Raw genomic sequence first — 20,420 nt, forward strand, 5'->3', positions numbered from 1 at the left:
GAGGGCGTATGCTTTGTTGCAACCGAGGGACTCGAAGCGCCAGCAAGATCGGCGCCCAAAGCTCAAAGTTTGAGCGCAGTGTGACGCTTTTGCTTCAGAATGGACGCAGACAAGTCACAGGTGCTTAAAAAGACGATAGCGCTTGGCCTGTGGCTTTACCGCATTGAAAGACTTGCTCCGCCCAGGTGCAGACCCGCATCGACCAGAAGCGTTTCGCCCGTTACGTGGCGCGATGCTGGTGACGCCAGGAACACCGCGGCTCCGGCGATGTCCTCGGCCGTCGAGGCGACCTTCAGCGGCGTCGCCGCCGCGGCGCCCGCCCGCAGGCGTTCCATCGAGTCGTCGGGCACGTCCTTGAACCATGGCGTGTCGATGAAGCCGGGGCAGACCGCGTTGACGCGGATGCGCGGGCCGAGCGACCGGGCCAGCGACAGGGTCATGGTGGTCATGGCGCCCTTGGAGGCGGCATAGGGCACCGACGAGCCGATCCCCTGGGCCGCCGCGATGGAGCTGGTGTTGACCACGGCGCCCGGCGACGGCGCGGCCTCCAGCAGCGCGCGGGCGGCGCGGACCATCTGGAAGGCGCCGACCACATTGACCGCATAGAGCTTCAGGAAGTCCTCGGCGTTCACCGCGTCGAGGTCGCCGTGGTTGGGCGCGAACTTGGTCACGCCGGCGTTGTTGAACAGGGCGTCGATGCGGCCGGTCGGCGCGGCCGCCGCGACGATCTTCTTGCAGTCCTCGTCATTGGCGACGTCGCCCTGAACCAGGACGGCTTTCGAACCCTCGGCCTCGACCAGGCGCGCGGTTTCCGCGGCCGCGTCGGCGCTGCTGGCGTAGTTGACGACCACCAGCCCCGCGCCGCGCCGGGCGACCTCCACCGCGATCGCGCGGCCCAGGCCCGTGGAGGCCCCCGTGATCACCACCGTGAAGCCGTCGAAGTCCCGTCCCGACATGGTTCTCTCTCCCGAACAGTTGTTTGCGACGTTGTAGCGAGGGGGGCGCGGCTTGTCTCGCAAGCTTGGGAAGCCTAAATCGCGGCGATGACCGATCTCAACGTCACCCAGCTGGGCCGCGTCGTCGATGCGCCCGACAGCCCCGAAGCCGCCACCCTCGAGCGCGTGCCCAATCCGCAGCACGACGTGCTGTATCTGGCCCGCTTCGTCGCGCCGGAATTCACCTCGCTGTGTCCCGTCACCGGCCAGCCCGACTTCGCCCACCTGGTGATCGACTATGCGCCGGGCGACTGGCTGATCGAGAGCAAGTCGCTGAAGCTCTATCTGACCAGCTTCCGCAACCACGGCTCGTTCCACGAGGACTGCACCGTCAAGGTCGCCCGCAAGATCGTCGAGGTCGCCCAGCCGCGCTGGCTGCGCATCGGCGGTTACTGGTATCCGCGCGGCGGCATCCCGATCGACGTCTTCTGGCAGACCGGCCCGGCGCCGGAAGGCCTGTGGGTCCCCGACCAGGGCGTTGCCCCGTATCGCGGCCGAGGCTGAAAAGGCGTCGCCGCACCTTTGAGGCGCGGCGACAGGGGGTTTTGGAGCAACCGCCCCGGACGGGGTTCACCTGTCTGAGGGATTTGGCCAGGGGGCGCCTGGCCGAGGCGGTCGCGCCTTCATCGCCCAGCGGAGAAGCGCTGTCGGGTCTCGTGCGACCGGGCCGCGTGAGCGGGCGGCGGAGCGACGAAAGCGGGCGCCGGTGCGCCGGACGCGGGCTGCGCTTTCTGCGCCTTCGGCTAAACTGGAAGGCATGACCGCTCCGGACGCCGGCTCAAGATCTTCCCCTCTGTCGCGGCAGGCCGCGATCCTGACCCTGGGCGTCTGGGGACTGGACATGCTGCTGTTCAGCCTGCCGTCCCTGGCCGCGGGCAAGCCGCCGTTGGCCGGGGTGACGGCCAGCTATGTCCTGTTCGCAGCCCTGGGGCTGCTGCTGTCGATCCTGGTCTATCGGCGCGCGGGACTGACGACGCGCGAGGACGGAGCGATCCGGTTCGCCGCCCTGGTCCCGACCGTGCTCTGCCTCGCCGCGGTCATCGCCGTGTTCGACATGGTCGTCGGCGGCCCCGTGCGCGCCATGCTGGACGGCGCCCATCCGACGGGGCGGGCCATCGCGGCCCGCGCGGCCAGCCAGTTCCTGATGGCCGCCTGGATGTTCGCCTTGCTGGGCGCGCTGTACCTGATGATGATCGCCCTGCGCGTCACCCACGAGCGCGAGCGGCAGCTGGCCGACGCCCGCGCCCAGGCCCTGGCCGCCGAGGCCCAGGCTAGCGCCGCGCGGCTGGCGGCCTTACGCTACCAGCTCAATCCGCATTTCCTGTTCAACACCCTGAACGCCGTCTCGGCCTCGGTGATCACCGGCCGCAACGACGAGGCCGAGTCGATGCTGGCCCGCCTGGCCGAGTTTCTGCGCCTGACCCTGGCGGCCGATCCCCAGGCGATCATCCCGCTCGAGGACGAACTGGCCACCCTGCAGGCCTATCTGGAGATCGAGAGCGTTCGCTTCCGCGACCGGCTGGGCGTCGAGTTTTCGTGCCCCAACGATCTGCGCGGAGCGCTGGTCCCCAGCTTCGTGCTGCAGCCGCTGATCGAGAACGCGGTCAAGCATGGCGTCGCCCCGACCAGCCGGCCCGTGACGATCCGCCTCGAAGCCTCCCGTGACGGCGATGACCTGGTGGTGATCATCGAGGACGACGGGGAGGCGCCAAATCCTGTTGGAGCCCAGGCGGCGGGCGGCATGGGCGTGGGCCTGACCAATGTCCGCCAGCGGCTGGAGGTGCTGTACGGCGCGCGCGGCGTCTTGCAGGCGGCCCCGCGAGAGCGTGGCTTCCTGGTGCTGATCCGCATCCCGATGACGCTGGAAACCCAGGCGAGGGCGGCCTGATGCGACTGAAGGTCCTGCTGGTCGACGACGAACCCGCCGCCCTGGAACGGCTGACGGCCCTGTTCGATCAGATCCCCGATACAGAGCTGGTCGGCGTGGCCCGCAATGGTCGCGAGGCGGCGCAAGCCATCGGCGACCTGTCGCCCGATCTCGTGATGCTCGATATCCAGATGCCCGAGCTGAGCGGCCTGGCCCTGGCCTCGGAGCTGCCAGCCGAGCACAGGCCCGAGATCGTCTTCGTCACCGCTTTCGAGGTCTATGCCGCCGATGCTTTCGCGGTGGAGGCCGCCGACTATCTGCTCAAGCCCGTGCGCTTCGACCGCCTGCGCCAGGCCGTCGAGCGGGCTCGCCGCCGCCGCACCTTGCAGAAGGTCTTCGAACAGGCCGAGGCGGCGACCGCGCCGGCTCGGGAAAACGACCTCGACGGCATCTGGGTGGCCACCCGCCACGGCCATGTCCGCGTGGCGGTCAGCGAGATCGACTGGATCGAGGCGGCCAAGGATTACGTCCTGCTGCACACCGCCACGCGCAGTCACATTCACCGCATCACCATGAGCGCCCTTGAGCAGGGGCTGGACCCCAACAAGATGATCCGCGTCCACCGCTCGGCCTTCGTCAGCCCCGACCGGGTCGAGGCGGTCAACCGCCTCGGCAAGGGCCTGATCGCGTTGGTGCTGCGGGACGGTGTCGCCGTGCCGGTGGGGCCGACCTATGTGAAGGTCGTGCAGGCGCGATTGGGCCTGGTGGTCGAGGCCTAGCCCTTGGCCAAGCGCCGCCGGTTGGCCCGCACCTTCTTGCGCAGATGGGCCAGAGAACCCGCCGCGATCGCCGGCCCGGAGGCGCCCAGTTGGCCGGTCATGGCCAGCATCGGCAAGGTCATGCTAGTCGCGACCTTCTCGCCGACCATCAACTGGGCTTCGGACTGGGCCGCCGCCCCGCCGGCGGCGAGCTTCATCATGCGCAGGCCGATCACGGTCGAGGCTTCCAGCCCCAGAGACCAGGAATCGAAGGCCAGGCTCGTCCAGGGGTCTTTATGCTTGGCCATGGGGTGTCCTCGTTGTGCTGAAGGAACGCGGCGAGCCTAGCTAGGGCTCCATTCCGTGGTGATCGCCGCCACGTCGGGGCGCACGCGCTCCTGCGGCTGCTCGGTCGACGTGCCCAGATAGAGGTAGCCGGCGACCTGCTCGCCCTCGGCCAAGCCGAGGATCGCCGTGGCGCGCGGGTCGTAGCTGTACCAGTCGGTGATCCAGTTGGCGCCCCAGCCTAGGGCCGACGCGGCCAACAGCAACTGATGACAAACCGCCGAGGCGCTCTGGCGCTGCTCCCACTCGGGGATCTCGCCCGGAATGAAGCGCGAGATCACGGCCACCGCGACGGGCGGGCGGGTCAGCTTGCGCAGAGCCGCGTTGGCCTTGGCCGGATTGGCCTGGCTGTCGGCCAACTGAGTGATCTGCTCGGCGAAGGCGTCCTTGGCCGCGCCTTTCAGGATCACGAACCGCCAGGGGGCCAGCTTGCCGTGGTCGGGCACGCGGGCGGCGATGCGCAGCAGGTCGGCCAATTGGGCGTCGTCCGGTCCCGGGGCGGCCAGGCTCATGGCCGAGGCCGAGCGGCGCTTGGCCAGGAAGGCGACGACTTCGGGCGAGGCCTCGATCGGCAGCGTCTCGGCGAATTCAGGGGCAGGGGGAACGGAAGCGGCCAAGACGATCTCTCCGAAGCGATATAAGCCGATCAACTATGGCCGCGGCGCGGCCGCCACAAGTCGCGTGAGCCGCCATGTCCGAAAAGCCCGCCTGGCTGAAGCCGCACGGAAAGCCCTGGGGCGTCTCGTCCCGTCAAGTCGTGTACGACAACCCGTGGATCACCCTGACCGAATACCGGGCCATCGCCCCGACGGGACGGTCGGCCCTCTACGGCAAGGTCGGGTTCAAGAACCGGGCGATCGGCGTCGTGCCGCTGCACGCGGACGGCACGGTGACCCTGGTCGGGCAGAACCGCTTCTCGCTGGCCAATTACAGCTGGGAGCTGCCCGAAGGCGGCGCGCCGCTGGACGAGGATCCGCTGGACGGCGCCAAGCGCGAACTGGCCGAGGAGGTGGGCCTGCGGGCGGCCGACTGGCGCCAGATCCTCCGGATGGAGCTCTCCAACTCGGTCACCGACGAGATCTGCCACGGCTTTCTGGCCATGGATCTGTCGCCCACCGAGGCGGCGCCGGACGAGACCGAGGACCTGGCCGTCGCCCGCGTGCCGTTCCGAGAAGCGCTGGACGCCGCGACCGCCGGCCACATGCCCGACGCAATTACGGTGGCGTTACTGCTGCGGACGCACCATATGGCCGTCCGAGGGGAACTGCCGGCCGAGTTGGCGGCTCTCATCCTGGAATAGCCGGCGCTCGTCGCGTCGGTGGAGCATTTTTTATCAAGATGCTCTATGTATCCGCCGTGAGGGAAGGGAGAGCCCGATGGCTAAGCCTCTGGAAGTCGTGACGCCGGAGACGGAAACCCCCGTCTGGATCGCCCTGCGCAACCAGGCCGAACATGCCGCCAAGGCCGAGCCGGCCCTGGCCTCGCTGTTGAACGCGGTGATCCTCAGCCACGACAATCTGGCCGACGCCCTGACCTTTCAGCTGGCGCGGAAGCTGGGCGACCAGGAGATGCGGGCGATGACGGCGCGCGAGTTCGCCGCCGAGGCGTTCAAGAGCGATCCCTCGATCGTCGAGGCGGCGGAGGCCGACCTGAAGGCGGTGTTCGAGCGCGATCCCGCCTGCAAGGGCTATGTCCAGCCGTTCCTGTTCTTCAAGGGCTTCCTGGCCCTGCAGACTCACCGCGTGTCGCACTGGCTGTGGACCGAGGGCCGCGAGACCCTGGCCTTCTATCTGCAGAGCCGGTCCAGCGAAGTCTTCCAGGTCGACATCAATCCCGCCGCCAGGATCGGCAAGGGCGTGTTCATCGACCACGGCACCGGCATCGTCATCGGCGAGACCGCGGTGGTCGGCGACGATGTCTCGATGCTGCACGGCGTGACCCTGGGCGGCACGGGCGCCGATCGCGGTGATCGCCACCCCAAGATCGGCAACGGCGTCCTGCTGGGCGCGGGGGCCAAGGTGCTGGGCAACATCACCGTCGGCGACTACGCCAAGATCGCCTCGGGCTCGGTGGTGCTGCGGGCCGTGCCCGCTCACTGCACGGCGGCGGGCGTACCCGCGCGCCTGGTCAACTGCCCGACCTGCGAGGAACCGGCCCGGACCATGGACCACACCCTGGCCGAGACCGTCTACAACGGCTCCGACATCTGATCGCGCGGATGCCCATGGGCGCTTTGCTTCGCGGCCTGAGTGGGCTGATCCTGTCTTCCGTGCTCGTGACCAGCGCCCTGGCCGCGACCGCGCCGGTCGGCGGCTATACCGTCGTGAAGGCCTATCCGCACGACACCGCCGCCTTCACCGAGGGCCTGTTCTATCGCGATGGCTTCATCTTCGAGAGCACGGGCCTGAAGGGCCGGTCGTTCATCCGCAAGTGGAACCTGGAGACCGGCGTTTCCGAGCAGGAGCGCATCGTCGACAGCCGCTATTTCGGCGAGGGCGTCGTCGACTGGAAGAACCGGCTCTACGCGCTGACCTGGACCGACGAGATCGGGATCATCTACGACATCGACAGCTTCGAACGGATCGGCGAGTTCAGCTATCCGGGCGAGGGCTGGGCCCTGACCCGCGACGACAAGCGGATCATGATGAGCGACGGCACCTCGTTCATCCGCTTCCTGGATCCCGACACCCTGAAGGAGACCGGCCGCATCGAGATCACCGACCGCGGCGTGCCGGTGCGCAATCTCAACGAGCTGGAATGGGTCAAGGGCGAGCTGTTGGCCAATGTCTGGCAGACCACCCGCATCGCCCGCATCGACATCAAGACCGGCAACGTCGTCGGCTGGATCGAGTTGGCGGGCCTGCTGAAGGAAGCCGGCGTCACCGGGACCCAGGACGACGTGCTGAACGGCATCGCCTATGACGCCGTCGGCGACCGCCTGTTCGTCACCGGCAAGCTGTGGCCCAAGCTCTACGAAATAAAACTCGCACCGATGAAGTAGCTGGCGGAACCACGTTCAGGGGCTGGCGTTTATCTCACGTCCGCCCCTCTACGCCCCCCCGACCTAGTGGGCGGACCTGGGCCCCGGCAGCGTAACGCGCCGGGGCCCAACCCTTATCTGGACCCTGATTTCGCGGATCAGCCCTGCCTGGCGCAGGCGATGGGGGCGGGCTTCTTCAGTGAGATTTGCTCTGTGTCCGGCGGCCGCTTGGCTGTGACGCCGTAGATCACGGCGGTCCAGATCGCCATCAGGGCCAGGACCTGGGGCAGGGTGATGCGTTGCGGAGCGGCGGCGGGCATGCGCGCGACTATCCATCGGTTGCGCGGCTTCGAATAACGACTTATCGGTCGGCCTTCTGTGAGGTTTAATCACATGGCTCGCCGACAGCTGCCCTCCCTGAACGCCCTGCGCGCCTTCGAGGCGTTCGGCCGACATGGGCGCATGACCCTGGCCGCCGCCGAGCTGTGCGTGACCCATGGCGCGGTCAGTCGGCAGATTCGCCAACTGGAAGAGCATCTGGGCGTCGCCCTGACCGAAGGCCCGCGCACCCGCCTCCGTATGACCGAGGCTGGGCTGAAGCTGGCCCAGGCCCTGTCGCCGGCCTTCGACCAGATCGAGGCGGCCGTGCCGCGCCCGATCCCTGCGGGCCCCAGGCCGCTGGTCGTCTCCTGCCTGCCGACCTTCGCCATGAAGTGGCTCATCCCGCGCCTGCCGGGCTTCCAGGCGGCGCATCCGGACATCCCGGTGCGGGTGGCGGAGTCCAACGGGCCGTTCGACTTCAAGGCCGACGGGATCGACCTGGCCATCCGCATGCGCTCGCCCGACACGGTGGTGACCTACGACTCGGTGGCGACGCCGTTCATGGAGCACTTCCATGGGCCGGTGATGGCTCCAGAACTGGCCCAAACGCCGATGACCCTGGGGCAGGTCTGCGCCCTGCCGCGCCTGTTGACCCGCACCTTCCCAGAAAGCTGGTCGGACTGGGCGCGCAATTTCGAGGTCGTCGACCTGCCGCCGCCCGTTAGCGAGCAGGAGTTCGATCACTATTTCTACATGCTGGAAGCCGCCGCCGCCGGCATGGGCGTGGCCATCGGGCCGTGGGCCTTCGTGCAGCGCGACCTGGCCAGCGGACGCCTCGTGGCGCCGCTCGGTTTCGCGCCCGGCCGGGCCAAGATCGTGGCCGTCACGCCGCCCGACGGAGCCACCGAAGAGGCCGTCCTTTTTCGCGACTGGCTGCTGGCCGAAGGAGCGTCCACACCTCATCCGCCGGAAGCGCTTGCGCCCCACGCCCCGGACGCTAGTTTCGCCCCGACAACGCGCTCCCGGGCGCATAGCTAGAACAAGAGGCCCCCCGTGGACGCCAACGACATCGCCAAGCTCGAAAAGCACCTGAAGCGCACCTTCGGCAACCCGCACATCGCCGTGAAGCCGCGCCCCAAGCAGAAGGACTCGGCCGAGGTCGAAGTCGCTGGCGAATTCATCGGCGTGCTCTTCCAGGACGAGGACGAGGACGGCTCGTTCATGTTCGAAATGGCCATCCTGGCCGAAGACCTGGACTAACCCTCTCTGATCGCTGCGCGCCTCAGGCCAGAGCTGGCTTGGGGACCGCGCGGCGGATCATCAGCGAGGCCACGCCGGCGACGAGGCCCGCCGCGCCGGCGATGATGAAGGCCTCGACATACTGGCCCTGGCTGGCGCGGATCATGCCCGCGCCGATGGCCGCCGTGGCCGCGCCCAACTGGTGGCCCGCCGCGATCCAGCCAAACACGATCGGGCCGTCGCGCTCGCCAAAGGCCTGGGTGGCCAGGCGTACGGTCGGCGGCACGGTGGCGATCCAGTCGAGGCCGTAGAACACCGCGAACGCCGACAGGCTGATCACCGAGAAGTCCGAGAACGGCAGGTGGATCAGCGAGAGCCCGCGCAGCACGTAGTAGATGAACAGCAGCTTGCGGCTGTCATAGCGGTCGGTCAGCCAGCCCGACGCCGTCGTGCCGAAGAGGTCGAACAAGCCCATCAGCGCCAAGAGGCCCGCGGCCTTGACCTCGGGCATGCCCCGGTCGCCGCAGAAGGCGATCATGTGCACGCCGACCAGGCCGTTGGTGGTCAGGCCGCAGATGAAGAAGCCCAGGAACAGCAGCCAGAAGGTCCGGGTCCTGGCCGCGCGGCCCAGGGCCTGGAAGGCGTAGGCCAGGGCGTTGGCGCCGTTCAGCGGGGCGGGGGCCTCGTAGTCGTCCGGCGCGCCATAGGGTTTAAGGCCGACATCGGCGGGGCGCTCGGGGATCAGCAGCCAGACCAGCGGGGCCAGGACCAGGCAGACGATGGCGACGGTGACCACGACCGGCTTCCAGCCGCCATGGTCGGCGATCAGCGCCATGCCCGGTAGAAAGATCAATGAGCCGGTGGCGGTCGAGGCGGTCAGCAGGCCCAGCATCAGGCCGCGCCGGGCGACGAACCAGCGGTTCACCACCGTCGCCCCCAACACCATGGCCACCGCGCCGCTGCCGAACCCCGCCAGCACGCCCCAGGTCGCCACGTACTGCCATGAGGCGGTCATGAAGGCCGAGAGCCCAGTCGAGGCCGCCATCAGCAGCAAGGCCAGGGTCACGGTCTTGCGCAGGCCGAACGACTGCATCAGCGCCGCCGCGAAGGGGCCCGTGAGGCCGTAGAGGAAGATGCCGACGCCGGCGGCCAGGGAGATGGAGCCGCGATCCCAGCCGAAGGCCTTCTCCAGCGGCAGGATCAGCACGCCCGGCGCGGCGCGCAGGCCGGCGGCGGCCAAAAGGGCCAGGAAGATCGCCCCGGCGACCACGAAGGCGTAGTTCTGGCCGAACGGGCGTTGGCGCGTCAGGCGGCTGGCGGTCGTCATGCGTCGTCTCTATGTAACCGATCGGTACGGGGTTGTTCGGTTACATACGTACCGGTAAGTAACATCGTCAAGCATCATGTCAGATCGAACACCCGAAGAAATTCTCAAAGGGCCCTATGGTCCTACGCCGCGCGCCGCCGAACGCATCTTCGACACGGCGCGTGAGCTGTTCTATCGCGAGGGCATCCGCGCGGTCGGGGTCGACGAGATCGTCACCAAGGCGGGCGTGACCAAACCCAGCCTCTATCGTAGCTACAAGTCCAAGGATGAGCTGGTCGCCGCCGTGCTGCGCGAGGTCGAGGTCGGCTTCTGGGAACGGTTCGAGGCGGCCGAGGCGCTGCATCCGAACGACCCCAAGGCCCAGATGATCGCCTACTTCCAGGTGCTGGCCGACCGCTCGGGCGGCGACGACTATCGCGGCTGCAACCTGTCCAACGCCGTGGTCGAATACCCCCACCGTGAGCACGCGGGCCGCCAGGTGTCGCAGGTCCACAAGCAGGAGCTGCGTGATCGTCTCCGGGCCAAGGCGGCCGAGATGGGCGCGTCCGATCCCAAGGCCCTGGGCGACGCCATGATGCTGCTGATCGAGGGCGTCTTCACCTCCAGCCAGATGTTCGATGGGGACGACAAGCCGGCCAAGGCCGTGGTCGGCGCCGTCAAGGCGTTGATCGCCGCCTATTGTCCCGCTTGAATGGACGCATGACCGCTCACGTTCTCGACCGCCCCGCTATCTCCACCCTGACGGGGCGCCAGAGCCATCTGGCGGTCCGGCGTGGCGGCGCCGTACGAATGCATCCGGATTTCGGCCTGTTCGCCGGGACGCTGGACGACAGCCCGCAGAGCGCGGTCGATCTGGGCGCGCTGGTCCGGGAGATGGGGACCGTCGGCCTGATCGAGCCGACCACGCCGCCGGCCCCGCCTGGGACACAGATCGTCTCCAGTTCGCTGTGCCTGCAGATGGTCGCCGAGACCGTCGCGCCGGCATGGGACGTCGCCTTCGACATGCTGCCGCTGGGCGACGCCGACGCCGCCGAGATGCTGGCCCTGGCCACCCTGACCAAACCCGGCCCGTTCTTCTCGCGCACCCATCAGCTGGGCGACTTCATCGGCGTGCGGGTCGACGGCCATCTGGTCGCCATGGCCGGCCAGCGGATGCGGCCTGACGGCTATACCGAGGCCAGCGGCGTCTGCGTCCATCCCGACCATCGCGGCAAGGGCTACGCCGCCCGACTGCTGCGCGAGGTGACGGCCACGATCCTGGCGACGGGGGAGAAGGCCTTCCTGCACAGCTACGCCAGTAACGCCACGGCGATCGGGCTCTATGAGTCGCTGGGTTATCGTGGGCGGGCCGAGGTGATGTTCACGATCCTGGCGGCGGATTAGGCCGCGCTTAGTAGGCCAGCCGGCCCTTCATCTCGCCGAATGGGATCATGACGGCCTCGCGATAGGCGGGGCGATCGCGCAGCCGCGCGTACCAGGCCTCGACGTTCGGCGTCTTCGGCCGTTCGATCTCGAGTTCGCAGTAGCGGTAGAGGTGCGTGCCGGCCGGGATGTCGGCCAGCCCCGGCGCATCGCCGCCCAGGAACGGTCGATCGGCCAGCACCTTGTCCAGCAGTTGGAAGTGGCGGGCGCAGGCGGCGAGAGCGGCTTCGACGGCGCGGTTGTCCCGTTGAGCTTCCGGCGTCCGGTACCAACCCCAGAATACGCCGGTCAGGAAGTCGCGCTGCAGGGCGGTCTGGGTCCAGTCCATCCAGCCGTCGGCCTCGGCGCGGTCGGCGGGGGCCTCGGGCCACCAGGCGGGGCCGCCATGCTGGGCGGCGAGATAGCGGAGGATGGCGTGGGACTCCCAGACGACCACGCCGCCGTCGTCGATGACCGGGACCCGTCCGTGCGGGTTCAGCGCCAGAAAGTCGGGGTCGTCGAGTCCGCCGTGGTCGCCGCCGGCGGGAACGTGCTCGTGGGGAAGATCAAGCTCCCCCACGAGCCACAGCACTTTCTGGACGTTGAAGGAGGAACGGCGGCCCCAGACCTTCAACATCTCCGGCCTCAGGCCTCGGCCGTCTTCTTGGCCGCGCCGCGCGCCCAGTTGTAGAGCCCGAACACCACGATCGCCGCGGCGATCAGGGACAGGATCATGCCGATGTGCTCGGACGGCGCGAACGGCAGGGCCAGGGGCTCGCCCTTGCCGGAGCCGACGATCAGGCCGGCCAGGGCGACGTTGAACAGGCTCTCGCCGACGATGAAGCCCGAGGCGACCAGCACGCCGAGACGCTTGGCGGCCTCGCCGGTGGCGTCCTTGTCGACCAGCTTGTCGTAGACCCAGCCGACGAGGGCGCCTACCACCACGGGGGCGGTGACCGAGCTCGGCAGGTAGATGGCCAGGCCCACGCCCAGGGCCGGCAGGCTGTAGCGGCCGGCCGAGGTCTTGCGCAGGGTCTCGTCGATGGCGACCAGGGCCAGGCCGATCAGGGCGCCGATCCCCAGCAGACTCCAGTTCAGGTCGCCGCCCAGAACGCCCTTGGCCAGGGTCGAGATCAGGGTGGCCTGGGGCGCGGCCAGAGGGTCGTTGGCGATGGCGTTCAGGTTCGGGGCGCCGGCGAAGCCGTTCGACAGGTTCAGCAGCTCCAGCACGAACGGGATCACTATGGCGCCGGAGATGACGCCGATGATCAGGCCGACCTGCTGCTTCCACGGGGTGGCGTCGACCAGCTGGCCGGTCTTCAGGTCCTGCAGGTTGTCGTTGGCGACCACGGCCACGGCCAGGACGACGGTGGTGACATAGAGGGCGAAGGCGACCAGGGCCTTGGTGACGTCCGGGCCGATGAGGCCGCGGCCGACCGCGCCGACCATCAGCGAGGCGCCCAGCACGGTCAGGATGGCGATGCCCGAGACCGGGCTGTTGGAGGAGCCGATCAGGCCGGCCATGTAGCCGCAGACGGCGGCGGCCAGCAGGCCGGCGATCAGGACATAGCCGACGCCGATGGCGACCAGCGGGACCGTCAGGTGAGCGATCGGGCCGCCGACCAGGAAGTGGGCCAGGAACCAGCCGGCCGGGGCCAGCAACAGCAGCGAGACCAGGCCGACGATGGTGATCGGGATGTCCTGCTCCTGGCGCGGCACGGCGCCGCCGGCCTTGCGGGCCTTGGCGGCGTCCAGGGCCGAGACCAGGCCGCTCCAGATCGGGCCGGCCAGCTTGCCGAGGGTCCAGATGGCGGCCGCGCCGATGACGCCAGCGCCCATGAAGCGGACCTCGGTCTTCCAGACGGTCAGGGCGTGGGTGGCCGGGTCGGCGCCGGGGATCTGGTGGAGCGTGGTCATGATCGGGACCAGCACGCCCCAGGCGATGGCGAGACCGGCGAACATCGCGATGCCGACGGTGATGCCCATCAGGTGGCCCGCGCCCATCAGGGCCAGCGAACTGGAGGCGCCGATGCCCGTCGCGCCGGCCCCGGCCTTGAAGTAGCCGGCCACTTCGGCGGCGAAGATCTTGGCGGCGGCCAGGGCGCCGAAGGCGGCCGAGGCCAGGGTGCCCAGGGCGACGGCGACCAGGCCGGCCTTGCCCTCGGCGGCGCCTTCACGCGAGCCGGTGCCGACCTTCAGCACCTCGGCGGCGGCGACGCCTTCGGGGTAGGGGAGGTTGGAGTTGGTGACCAGGGCCCGGCGCAGGGGGATGGTGTACATCACGCCCAGGATGCCGCCGACGGCGCAGGCGCCGAAGGTGGGCAGGAACGGAACGTGCGCCCACCAGCCGATCATCAGCAGGCCCGGCAGCACGAAGATCACCGACGACAGCGTGCCCGCCGCCGAAGCGATCGTCTGAACGATGTTGTTTTCCTGGATGGTCGCCGTCTTGAACGCCCGCAGCAGGGCCATCGAAATGACGGCGGCGGGGATCGAGGTGGCGAAGGTCAGGCCGACCTTGAGGCCCAGATAGACCTGGGCGGCGGTGAAGACGAGGGTGATGGCGACGCCAAGCAGGATCCCTCTAAGGGTCAATTCTGAGCGCGGCGCTACGGGGTCGGCCATGAACGAGTCCGGGAAAAGTTAAGACGGCCGGACCTTGCACGTCCGACCGCACGCAACTCAAGCTCGGAATTCGGGCCCCAAGAGCCCAAAAGCCCCCGTTCCGGATCGAAACGGGGGCCCCAGGGGACGGTTCGTCCTTAATGGACGGCTAGAGAACGCCCAGCATTTCGGCGACCAGCGGGTGGCGGACGATGTCGCGGTCGGCCAGACGGACGACGGCGATGTTGGCGACCGCCTCGAACCGCGCCGCGACGTCGGACAGGCCCGAGATGCCGGGCAGCAGGTCGGACTGGTTCGGGTCGCCGGTGACGACCATGGTCGAACTCCAGCCCAGGCGCGTCAGCAGCATCTTCAGCTGCATGTAGGTGCAGTTCTGGGCCTCGTCGATGACCACGAAGGCGTTGTTCAGGGTGCGGCCGCGCATGAAGCCGACCGGGGCGATCTCGATCGCGCCCTCGGCCATCAGCGCCCGCATGCGCTTGACCGACAGGCGATCGGTCAGGGCGTCATAGAGCGGGCGCAGATAGGGGGCCAGCTTGTCCTCCATGTCGCCCGGCAGGTAGCCGATCGACTCGCCGGCCTCGACGGCGGGGCGCGACAGCACGATGCGACCAACCTTGCCGGCCTCCAGCGCTTCGACGGCCTTCGAAATGGCGATGTAGGTCTTGCCGGTGCCGGCCGGACCCAGCGCCATGACCAGGTTCTTCTCGTCGATGGCTTCCATCAACTGCGCCTGGCCTGGCGACTTTGGTTTTATGGTTTTCAGGTAGCTCTGATCGCGCTCCGGATTGTTGGGCGCGCCATCATGTCCCAATGGATTCCAGCTGTTCCCCCGTTCGCGAACATCCACCGGCAGGCGACGCACCTTGGCGTCATCACCGTATTGGCCGGTCTCATACGCGCCTTCGCGCGCCATCCGCTTCAGGGCTCGCTTGGTCATCAAAGCCTCCATGAGGGCAATAAAAAAGGACGAGGCCAAAAGGCGTCGTCCTTGGATGTGAGCTGGAAGATAGAGACGAAGTCGCGTGCGCGGCGAGGCGGCCCGGAGGGGCTTCCGATAGGCGGTGCTGTACGCCGGAACGCCAAATGCGACACCTTCTTCGTCAGCGGGTGGGCCGATGGCGGTAGTCGCCCCCGACCCGTACGAGATAAGAATCATCCCCGCGTGAGGAAGGTTCCCTCTCGAATCGCCTGACTACAATGGCGCATTATGGTTTCCGGGGTGTTAACCGGAAGATGGCGTGCAAGAAAACGAGGCATACGGATGACTGTCTATTCGCTGGGCGCCACGACGCCGATGCTTCCCCCGCAGGACGAATACTGGATTGCCCCCACGGCCAGCGTGATGGGCAATGTGATTCTCAAGAAGAACGCCAGTATCTGGTGGGGTTCCGTGGTGCGTGGAGACAACGATCCGATCACGATCGGCGAGAACAGCAATGTCCAGGACGGTTCCGTTCTTCACACGGATGCTGGCGTTCCCCTGACCATCGGCGCCAACGTGACCATCGGTCACATGGTGATGCTTCACGGCTGCACGATCGGCGACGGCTCGCTGGTCGGTATCGGGGCGGTGGTGCTGAACGGGGCCAGGATCGGGAAGAACTGCCTGATCGGCGCCGGCGCCCTGATCACCGAGGGCAAGGAGATCCCGGATAACTCGATGGTCATGGGCGCGCCGGGCAAGGTGGTGCGCGAGGTCAGCGAGCACCACACCATGATCCTGCAGGGCTCGGCCCTGCACTATGTCGAGAACTGGAAGCGCTACGTCCGCGACCTGAAGGTGGTGGCGGAGTAAGCTGGAGAGATTCAGGGAGCGCCGCACGCTGCTTGGGGGATGCGATGCGACGCTCCCGCTCCTCGCGGGTGAGCGCGAGAAGGGCTCGCCACGCAAAGGTCTCTCCGCGTGGCGAGACGGCGCGGGCGAACCCGCTTCCGTTTCGTCTCAAGGTAGTATTGGCATGGTTCGAGTTGAGTGTGAACGCACAACAGGCGTTTTCCTTCAACGACGTCGTGAGGGAACCTTGCGCGGCGATCGATCCCGGATCACTCTCTGCCTTAACAATGATAACCTTCCAGGGAGGGCGTCGGGGCATGGCCAGCGAACGCTATGATTACGTCATCATCGGCGCCGGCTCGGCCGGCTGCGTGCTCGCGGCGCGTCTGACCGAGGACCCCAGCGTCAAGGTCCTGCTGCTGGAGGCCGGCGGCAAGAACACCTCCGTCCTGGTCAAGATGCCGGCCGGCGTGGGGGAACTGATCAAGGCCAAGGGCGAGCAGAACTGGGGCTTCTGGACCGAGGCCGAGCCCCATCTGGACAACCGCAAGCTCTGGTGGCCGCGCGGCAAGGGCCTGGGCGGCAGCTCGGCCATCAACGGCATGATCTATATCCGCGGCCATGCGCGCGACTACGACCAGTGGCGGCAGATGGGCCTGTCGGGCTGGTCGTATGAAGAGGTGCTGCCCTATTTCAAGCGCTCGGAGACCCACCACGGCGGCGGCGACGCCTATCACGGCGACAAGGGGCCGCTGCACGTGTCGAAGGGCGAGAGCGACAGCCCTTTCTATTCGACCCTGATCGAGGCTGGCCGACAGGCGGGCCACAAGACCACCAAGGATTTCAACGGGTATCAGCAGGAGGGCTTCGGGCCCTACGACCTGACCATCCGCGACGGCAAGCGCTGGAGCGCGGCCATGGCCTATCTGAACCAGGCTCTGGCGCGTCCGAACCTGACCGTCGTGACCGAGGCCCGCACCACCCGGATCATCGTCGAGAAGGGCCGCGCGGTCGGCGTCGACTACGTTGTCGGCAAGGCCGCCGAGAAGAAGACCGCCTATGCCGACGCCGAAGTGCTGCTGAGCGCCGGCGCCGTGCAGTCGCCCCACATCCTGCAACTGTCGGGGATCGGCGCGCCGGACGACCTGAAGGCCCACGGCGTCGCGGTGGTCCACGAGTCCAAGGGTGTCGGCGCCAACCTGCAGGACCACCTGGACGTCTGTGTCTCGTGGACGGCCAAGAATCTCAAGACCGCCTATTCGGCCAACAAGGGCCTGAACAAGCTGGGCGTCGGCCTGAACTACATGCTCTTCGGCAAGGGCCTCGGGCGGCAGCAGTTCCTCGAGAGCGGCGCGTTCCTGAAATCGCGACCCGACCTCGACCGTCCCGACCTGCAGATTCACGGCGTGCTGGCGATCATGCAGGATCACGGCAAGGTCGTGGTCGAGAAGGACGGCTTCACCCTGCACGTCTGCCAGCTGCGTCCGGAAAGCCGCGGCAAGGTCGGGCTGCGCTCGGCCGATCCGTTCGACGATCCCACCATCCTGGCCAACTATCTGGCCACGGACGAGGATCGCCGGGCCATCCGCGAAGGCGTCCGCATCGCCCGCGAGACGGTGGCCCAGGCCGCCTTCGATCCCTATCGCGACGCCGAGTACGCCCCGGGCGCGGATGTGCGCAGCGACGCCGACCTCGACGCCTGGATCCGCGCCAAGGCCGAGACGATCTACCATCCGGTCGGCACCTGCCGCATGGGCGTGGCCGGCGATCCGCTGGCGGTGGTCGACGATCAATTGCGGGTGCAAGGGCTGGCCGGCCTGCGGGTCATCGACGCCTCGGTCATGCCGAACCTGGTGGGCGGCAACACCAACGCCCCGACCATCATGATCGCCGAGCGGGCGGCCGACCTGCTGCGGGGCAAGACCTTGCTCGCGCCGCTGGACGTGCCGGTGTTCGAGGACGGCCGGGCCGTGGCCGCCGAATAGAGTAACTCATATGCGCCATCGCCCTCTCGGCCGCTCCGGCCTTTCGACCGCGCCGCTCATCTTCGGCGGCAACGTGTTCGGCTGGACGGCGGACGAGGCGACCTCGCACCGGTTGCTGGACGCCTTCGTCGACGGCGGCTTCAACGCCGTCGACACGGCCGACGTCTATTCGGCCTGGGTTCCGGGTCACGAGGGCGGCGAGTCCGAGAGCGTGATCGGCCGCTGGCTGCAGGCGAGCGGCAAGCGCGACAAGGTGCTGATCCTGACCAAGGTGGCCATGTGGCCCAAGCAGCCGGGCCTGTCGGCCGCCAATATCGAGGCGGCGGTCGAAGGCTCGCTGAAGCGGCTCCAGACCGACTACATCGACCTCTACCAGTCACACCAGGACGACGCCGACACGCCGATCGACGAGACTCTCGAGGCCTTCGACCGCCTGGTGAAGGCTGGCAAGGCGCGGGCGATCGGGGCGTCGAACTTCTCGGTCGAGCGGTTGAAAGCCAGTCTCGACACGTCGAAGGCCAAGGGCCTGGCGCGCTACGAGACCCTCCAGCCGAAGTTCAACCTGTTCGACCGAGACCAGGTCGACGGCGCGGTGGCCGCGCTGACGCAGGCCGAGGGCGTGGGGATCATCCCGTTCTACGGCCTGGCCGCCGGTTTCCTGAGCGGCAAATACCGCAGCGAGGCCGACTTCGAGGGCAAGGCGCGGGCGCGGACGATCCTCCGCGACTACTGGAACGACAAGGGGCGGGCGGTGCTGGCGGCGCTGGATGACGCGGCGGCCGAGGTTGGCGCCTCCCAGGCCCAGGTCGCCCTGGCCTGGATCATGGCCCATCCGCTGATCACCGCGCCGATCGCCAGCGCCACCTCGGTCGCGCAGCTGGACGAGCTGATGGCCGCCGCCCGGCTGGAATTGCCGGGTGAGGTGTGGAAACGGCTGGATGAGGCAGGGCGTTAGTTACGCCTTCATCCGTTCTTCCCGGCGAAAGCCGGGACCCAGATCTCAGGGCGCTTGAGCTGATTGGAAGGGCGCGGAGTTTCTAGCGCCCACCACAGCGCTCTTCCACCTGGGCCCCGGCTTTCGCCGGGGAAACGGATTCTTGCTCAGGCGATCCGGCGGCCGTCCAAGGTCGCCAGGCGCAGCCGCGGCATGTCCGTGTTGCCGTCGCCCAGCGACTTGATCTCGCGAAGGCCCAACTCGTAGGCGGGGCGGCCCATCAGGCGGGCCATCATGGCGATCGGCTGGTAGAGGCCCAGGAAACGGTCGGTTTCGCCCGACGCGCCCTGCAGCGGCGCGAACAGCACTTCCATGCCGACGCTGGGCACGCCGTGGGCGCGGATGTCGGCGGTGACCACCACGGGCGTGCGGCGTTTGCGCGCGACGTCCAGGGCGCTCTTCAGCTCCAGCCTGTGGGCAAGAGCCCACAGCGACAGGGCGTCCTGGCCGCGCAGGTCGCGGGCGTGCAGCTCGGTGACGAAGCCGCCGGCCAGGCGGAACGGCAGCTTGCCGCCGTCGCGACCCAGCACGAAAACCTGGGGCAGAAGCTCCAGGAATTCGCCCGGATTGATGTCGGCGCGGCGGGGCAGGGCGGCCTCGCCCTTCTTGTCGCGCCAATAGTCTATCAACCGTTCCGTGCTTGGATGGAACATCGTCGTCCCCTGGCGGGTCACTCACGGCTGTTTTCGGCCGCACGAGGCTTGCTGGGAGAACCGGGCCAAGGGCTCGACCGTCCCATTCTGGCGCAATCCAGGCGGAGCGGCGGGTCCGGCCCGATTCTTGCTTAACCAAGAGCGGAACGACCCGATGTGAAGGGAACCGCCGGATGAAGGCGCCGAAACTGAACCTGCGCGGACTGCTGATCGGCCTGAGCGTGCTGCTCGGCGGCCTGACGATCGGCGGCATCGCGATGGCCTGCACCACGGGTTGCCCGGCCCCGCCGACCTGCTGCTCGCCGCCTCCGGCTCCGCCGAAGCCGCCCGCGCCGCCGACCGGTTGCTGCGGCGGTGGCGGTCACCACGTCAACATTCCCGGCGTCAACGTGAACATCGGCGCGACCGTGATCGTGAACGCCAATTCCAGCGCCTCGGCGGTGGCCAATTCGGGCGCCAGCTCGGGCTCTGGTTCCCTGGCCGGCTCGGCCGCGGGCACGGTGAATTACTACGGCGGCGGCGGCCACGGCGGCTACTATTCCGGCCCGATGGCCAGCGGCTACATCCAGGGCCTCAACGTCGAGGGCGGCGAAGCCCGTCGTCGTCAGTCCTATGAAGCCACCCGCACCCGGACGCGCCGCGTGATCATCCGCGCCGTCTGCCTGGATGACCGCGACATCCCGCACCCGGCCTCGCAGGTCACCCCCGACCGCGACATCGACGACAGCTATAACGGCGAGCTCTATCGCTGCATCGCCGGCTCGCGCATGCAGTACGTGATCGCCGACTATTCGGGCCAGATCGACATCTCAAACGGCGGCGCCGGCCAGACCTTCATCTGCCAGAAGAACGAGGCGCTGTATCATGTCCCCGGCGCCGGCCAGGGCCAAGGCAGCATCTCGTGCCGCCCTCAGCTGCCGGCCCGGGATTGCAACGAACGCTCGCTGCTGCGCCGCTTCGGCGCCGGGGTGAAAATCCTGACGATCATCACCACCGAGACCTACACCGCCTATCGGGAGGAAACGGTGCAGGAGCGCCAGACCCTGACCACCAGCTTCAGCCTGGATGGCGGGGTTGGGGGCGTGGTGTACTAACCAAAATCCTTGTCATCCCGGCCAAGCGCGTAGCGCGCCGAGCCGGGACCGCAACAAGC

General features: G+C 68.1%; 22 protein-coding genes and 1 pseudogene. 14 read left to right on the plus strand and 9 right to left on the minus strand.

All coding sequences use genetic code 11. The features are described 5' to 3' along the window. Window positions 1-155 precede the first annotated feature (155 nt). Window positions 156-956 (minus strand): SDR family NAD(P)-dependent oxidoreductase, encoded by an 801-nt coding sequence (locus tag AC1RJ9_RS22620; RefSeq protein WP_492840229.1) that lies wholly within the window; start codon window positions 954-956, stop codon window positions 156-158. 87 nt (window positions 957-1,043) lie between these two features. On the opposite strand from AC1RJ9_RS22620, the gene queF reads away from it, so the two are divergent. The 3 genes from queF to AC1RJ9_RS22635 all read left to right on the plus strand — a co-directional run bounded on the left by queF (window position 1,044) and on the right by AC1RJ9_RS22635 (window position 3,641). Then, the gene (queF, locus tag AC1RJ9_RS22625) at window positions 1,044-1,499 is read left to right on the plus strand and encodes a preQ(1) synthase (protein ID WP_492840227.1); all 456 of its coding nucleotides are present in this window, start codon (window positions 1,044-1,046) and stop codon (window positions 1,497-1,499) included. A 253-nt stretch (window positions 1,500-1,752) separates the two neighbouring features. Beyond that, the gene (locus AC1RJ9_RS22630) at window positions 1,753-2,883 is read left to right on the plus strand and encodes a sensor histidine kinase (protein ID WP_492840225.1); all 1,131 of its coding nucleotides are present in this window, start codon (window positions 1,753-1,755) and stop codon (window positions 2,881-2,883) included. Then, window positions 2,883-3,641 (plus strand): LytR/AlgR family response regulator transcription factor, encoded by a 759-nt coding sequence (locus AC1RJ9_RS22635; protein WP_492840223.1) that lies wholly within the window; start codon window positions 2,883-2,885, stop codon window positions 3,639-3,641. Before AC1RJ9_RS22630 ends, AC1RJ9_RS22635 begins: the two co-directional genes overlap by 1 nt. Here the strand turns inward: AC1RJ9_RS22635 and AC1RJ9_RS22640 are convergent. Together AC1RJ9_RS22640 and AC1RJ9_RS22645 are read right to left on the minus strand one after the other, a co-directional pair. Continuing rightward, window positions 3,638-3,928, minus strand: a complete 291-nt coding sequence (locus AC1RJ9_RS22640; RefSeq protein WP_492840221.1) for a hypothetical protein — start codon at window positions 3,926-3,928, stop codon at window positions 3,638-3,640. The genes AC1RJ9_RS22635 and AC1RJ9_RS22640 overlap by 4 nt on opposite strands. A 36-nt stretch (window positions 3,929-3,964) precedes the next feature. After that, window positions 3,965-4,582 carry a nitroreductase family protein gene (locus AC1RJ9_RS22645; RefSeq protein ID WP_492840219.1) on the minus strand — a complete coding sequence of 206 codons (618 nt, stop codon included), beginning with the start codon at window positions 4,580-4,582 and terminating at the stop codon, window positions 3,965-3,967. A 4-nt stretch (window positions 4,583-4,586) separates the two neighbouring features. On the opposite strand from AC1RJ9_RS22645, the pseudogene AC1RJ9_RS22650 reads away from it, so the two are divergent. The 3 genes and pseudogenes from AC1RJ9_RS22650 to AC1RJ9_RS22660 all read left to right on the plus strand — a co-directional run bounded on the left by AC1RJ9_RS22650 (window position 4,587) and on the right by AC1RJ9_RS22660 (window position 6,966). Next, window positions 4,587-5,265, plus strand: a pseudogene (locus AC1RJ9_RS22650) (NUDIX domain-containing protein). A gap of 76 nt (window positions 5,266-5,341) precedes the next feature. Next, window positions 5,342-6,175, plus strand: a complete 834-nt coding sequence (gene cysE / locus AC1RJ9_RS22655; RefSeq protein ID WP_492840217.1) for a serine O-acetyltransferase — start codon at window positions 5,342-5,344, stop codon at window positions 6,173-6,175. Window positions 6,176-6,189: 14 nt separating this feature from the next. Then, the gene (locus AC1RJ9_RS22660; RefSeq protein ID WP_492840216.1) at window positions 6,190-6,966 is read left to right on the plus strand and encodes a glutaminyl-peptide cyclotransferase; all 777 of its coding nucleotides are present in this window, start codon (window positions 6,190-6,192) and stop codon (window positions 6,964-6,966) included. 137 nt (window positions 6,967-7,103) lie between these two features. On the opposite strand, the gene AC1RJ9_RS22665 is transcribed toward AC1RJ9_RS22660, so the two are convergent. Next, window positions 7,104-7,265: a hypothetical protein gene (locus AC1RJ9_RS22665; RefSeq protein WP_492840214.1), complete on the minus strand. Its 162-nt coding sequence runs from the start codon at window positions 7,263-7,265 to the stop codon at window positions 7,104-7,106. Between the two features lie 73 nt (window positions 7,266-7,338). Here AC1RJ9_RS22665 and AC1RJ9_RS22670 point away from each other — a divergent pair, with 73 nt between their 5' ends. Continuing rightward, window positions 7,339-8,304 carry a LysR substrate-binding domain-containing protein gene (locus tag AC1RJ9_RS22670; RefSeq protein ID WP_492840212.1) on the plus strand — a complete coding sequence of 322 codons (966 nt, stop codon included), beginning with the start codon at window positions 7,339-7,341 and terminating at the stop codon, window positions 8,302-8,304. 15 nt (window positions 8,305-8,319) lie between these two features. Then, window positions 8,320-8,526 (plus strand): DUF3126 family protein, encoded by a 207-nt coding sequence (locus tag AC1RJ9_RS22675; protein WP_099576144.1) that lies wholly within the window; start codon window positions 8,320-8,322, stop codon window positions 8,524-8,526. Between the two features lie 22 nt (window positions 8,527-8,548). On the opposite strand, the gene AC1RJ9_RS22680 is transcribed toward AC1RJ9_RS22675, so the two are convergent. Next, the gene (locus AC1RJ9_RS22680) at window positions 8,549-9,832 is read right to left on the minus strand and encodes an MFS transporter (protein WP_492840210.1); all 1,284 of its coding nucleotides are present in this window, start codon (window positions 9,830-9,832) and stop codon (window positions 8,549-8,551) included. A 76-nt stretch (window positions 9,833-9,908) separates the two neighbouring features. Here AC1RJ9_RS22680 and AC1RJ9_RS22685 point away from each other — a divergent pair, with 76 nt between their 5' ends. Further along, the gene (locus AC1RJ9_RS22685; protein WP_492840208.1) at window positions 9,909-10,523 is read left to right on the plus strand and encodes a TetR/AcrR family transcriptional regulator; all 615 of its coding nucleotides are present in this window, start codon (window positions 9,909-9,911) and stop codon (window positions 10,521-10,523) included. A gap of 8 nt (window positions 10,524-10,531) precedes the next feature. Then, window positions 10,532-11,215: a GNAT family N-acetyltransferase gene (locus AC1RJ9_RS22690; RefSeq protein ID WP_492840207.1), complete on the plus strand. Its 684-nt coding sequence runs from the start codon at window positions 10,532-10,534 to the stop codon at window positions 11,213-11,215. 7 nt (window positions 11,216-11,222) lie between these two features. Here AC1RJ9_RS22690 and AC1RJ9_RS22695 read toward each other — a convergent pair whose 3' ends face one another. The 3 genes from AC1RJ9_RS22695 to AC1RJ9_RS22705 form a co-directional block, all read right to left on the minus strand. Then, window positions 11,223-11,870 carry a glutathione S-transferase family protein gene (locus tag AC1RJ9_RS22695; protein ID WP_492840205.1) on the minus strand — a complete coding sequence of 216 codons (648 nt, stop codon included), beginning with the start codon at window positions 11,868-11,870 and terminating at the stop codon, window positions 11,223-11,225. 8 nt (window positions 11,871-11,878) lie between these two features. After that, window positions 11,879-13,858, minus strand: coding sequence for an OPT family oligopeptide transporter (locus AC1RJ9_RS22700; RefSeq protein WP_492840203.1), 1,980 nt, complete (start codon window positions 13,856-13,858; stop codon window positions 11,879-11,881). A 148-nt stretch (window positions 13,859-14,006) separates the two neighbouring features. Beyond that, window positions 14,007-14,810 (minus strand): PhoH family protein, encoded by an 804-nt coding sequence (locus AC1RJ9_RS22705; protein ID WP_492840202.1) that lies wholly within the window; start codon window positions 14,808-14,810, stop codon window positions 14,007-14,009. Window positions 14,811-15,122: 312 nt separating this feature from the next. Between AC1RJ9_RS22705 and AC1RJ9_RS22710 the strand changes: the two genes are divergently transcribed. The 3 genes from AC1RJ9_RS22710 (at window position 15,123) to AC1RJ9_RS22720 (ending at window position 18,575) form a co-directional block, all read left to right on the plus strand. Then, window positions 15,123-15,656, plus strand: a complete 534-nt coding sequence (locus AC1RJ9_RS22710; RefSeq protein ID WP_492840200.1) for a gamma carbonic anhydrase family protein — start codon at window positions 15,123-15,125, stop codon at window positions 15,654-15,656. A 296-nt stretch (window positions 15,657-15,952) separates the two neighbouring features. After that, window positions 15,953-17,620: a choline dehydrogenase gene (locus AC1RJ9_RS22715; RefSeq protein WP_492840198.1), complete on the plus strand. Its 1,668-nt coding sequence runs from the start codon at window positions 15,953-15,955 to the stop codon at window positions 17,618-17,620. Between the two features lie 10 nt (window positions 17,621-17,630). Further along, a complete protein-coding gene (locus AC1RJ9_RS22720) occupies window positions 17,631-18,575 on the plus strand; it encodes an aldo/keto reductase (protein WP_492840197.1) in 945 nt (314 codons plus the stop codon). Window positions 18,576-18,721: 146 nt separating this feature from the next. Here AC1RJ9_RS22720 and AC1RJ9_RS22725 read toward each other — a convergent pair whose 3' ends face one another. Next, window positions 18,722-19,267, minus strand: coding sequence for a PAS domain-containing protein (locus AC1RJ9_RS22725; protein ID WP_492840195.1), 546 nt, complete (start codon window positions 19,265-19,267; stop codon window positions 18,722-18,724). Between the two features lie 173 nt (window positions 19,268-19,440). On the opposite strand from AC1RJ9_RS22725, the gene AC1RJ9_RS22730 reads away from it, so the two are divergent. Further along, window positions 19,441-20,361, plus strand: coding sequence for a hypothetical protein (locus tag AC1RJ9_RS22730; RefSeq protein ID WP_492840194.1), 921 nt, complete (start codon window positions 19,441-19,443; stop codon window positions 20,359-20,361). Window positions 20,362-20,420: the final 59 nt, after the last annotated feature.

The sequence above is a fragment of the Caulobacter sp. GW822-FHT07D08 genome, assembly GCF_058798735.1.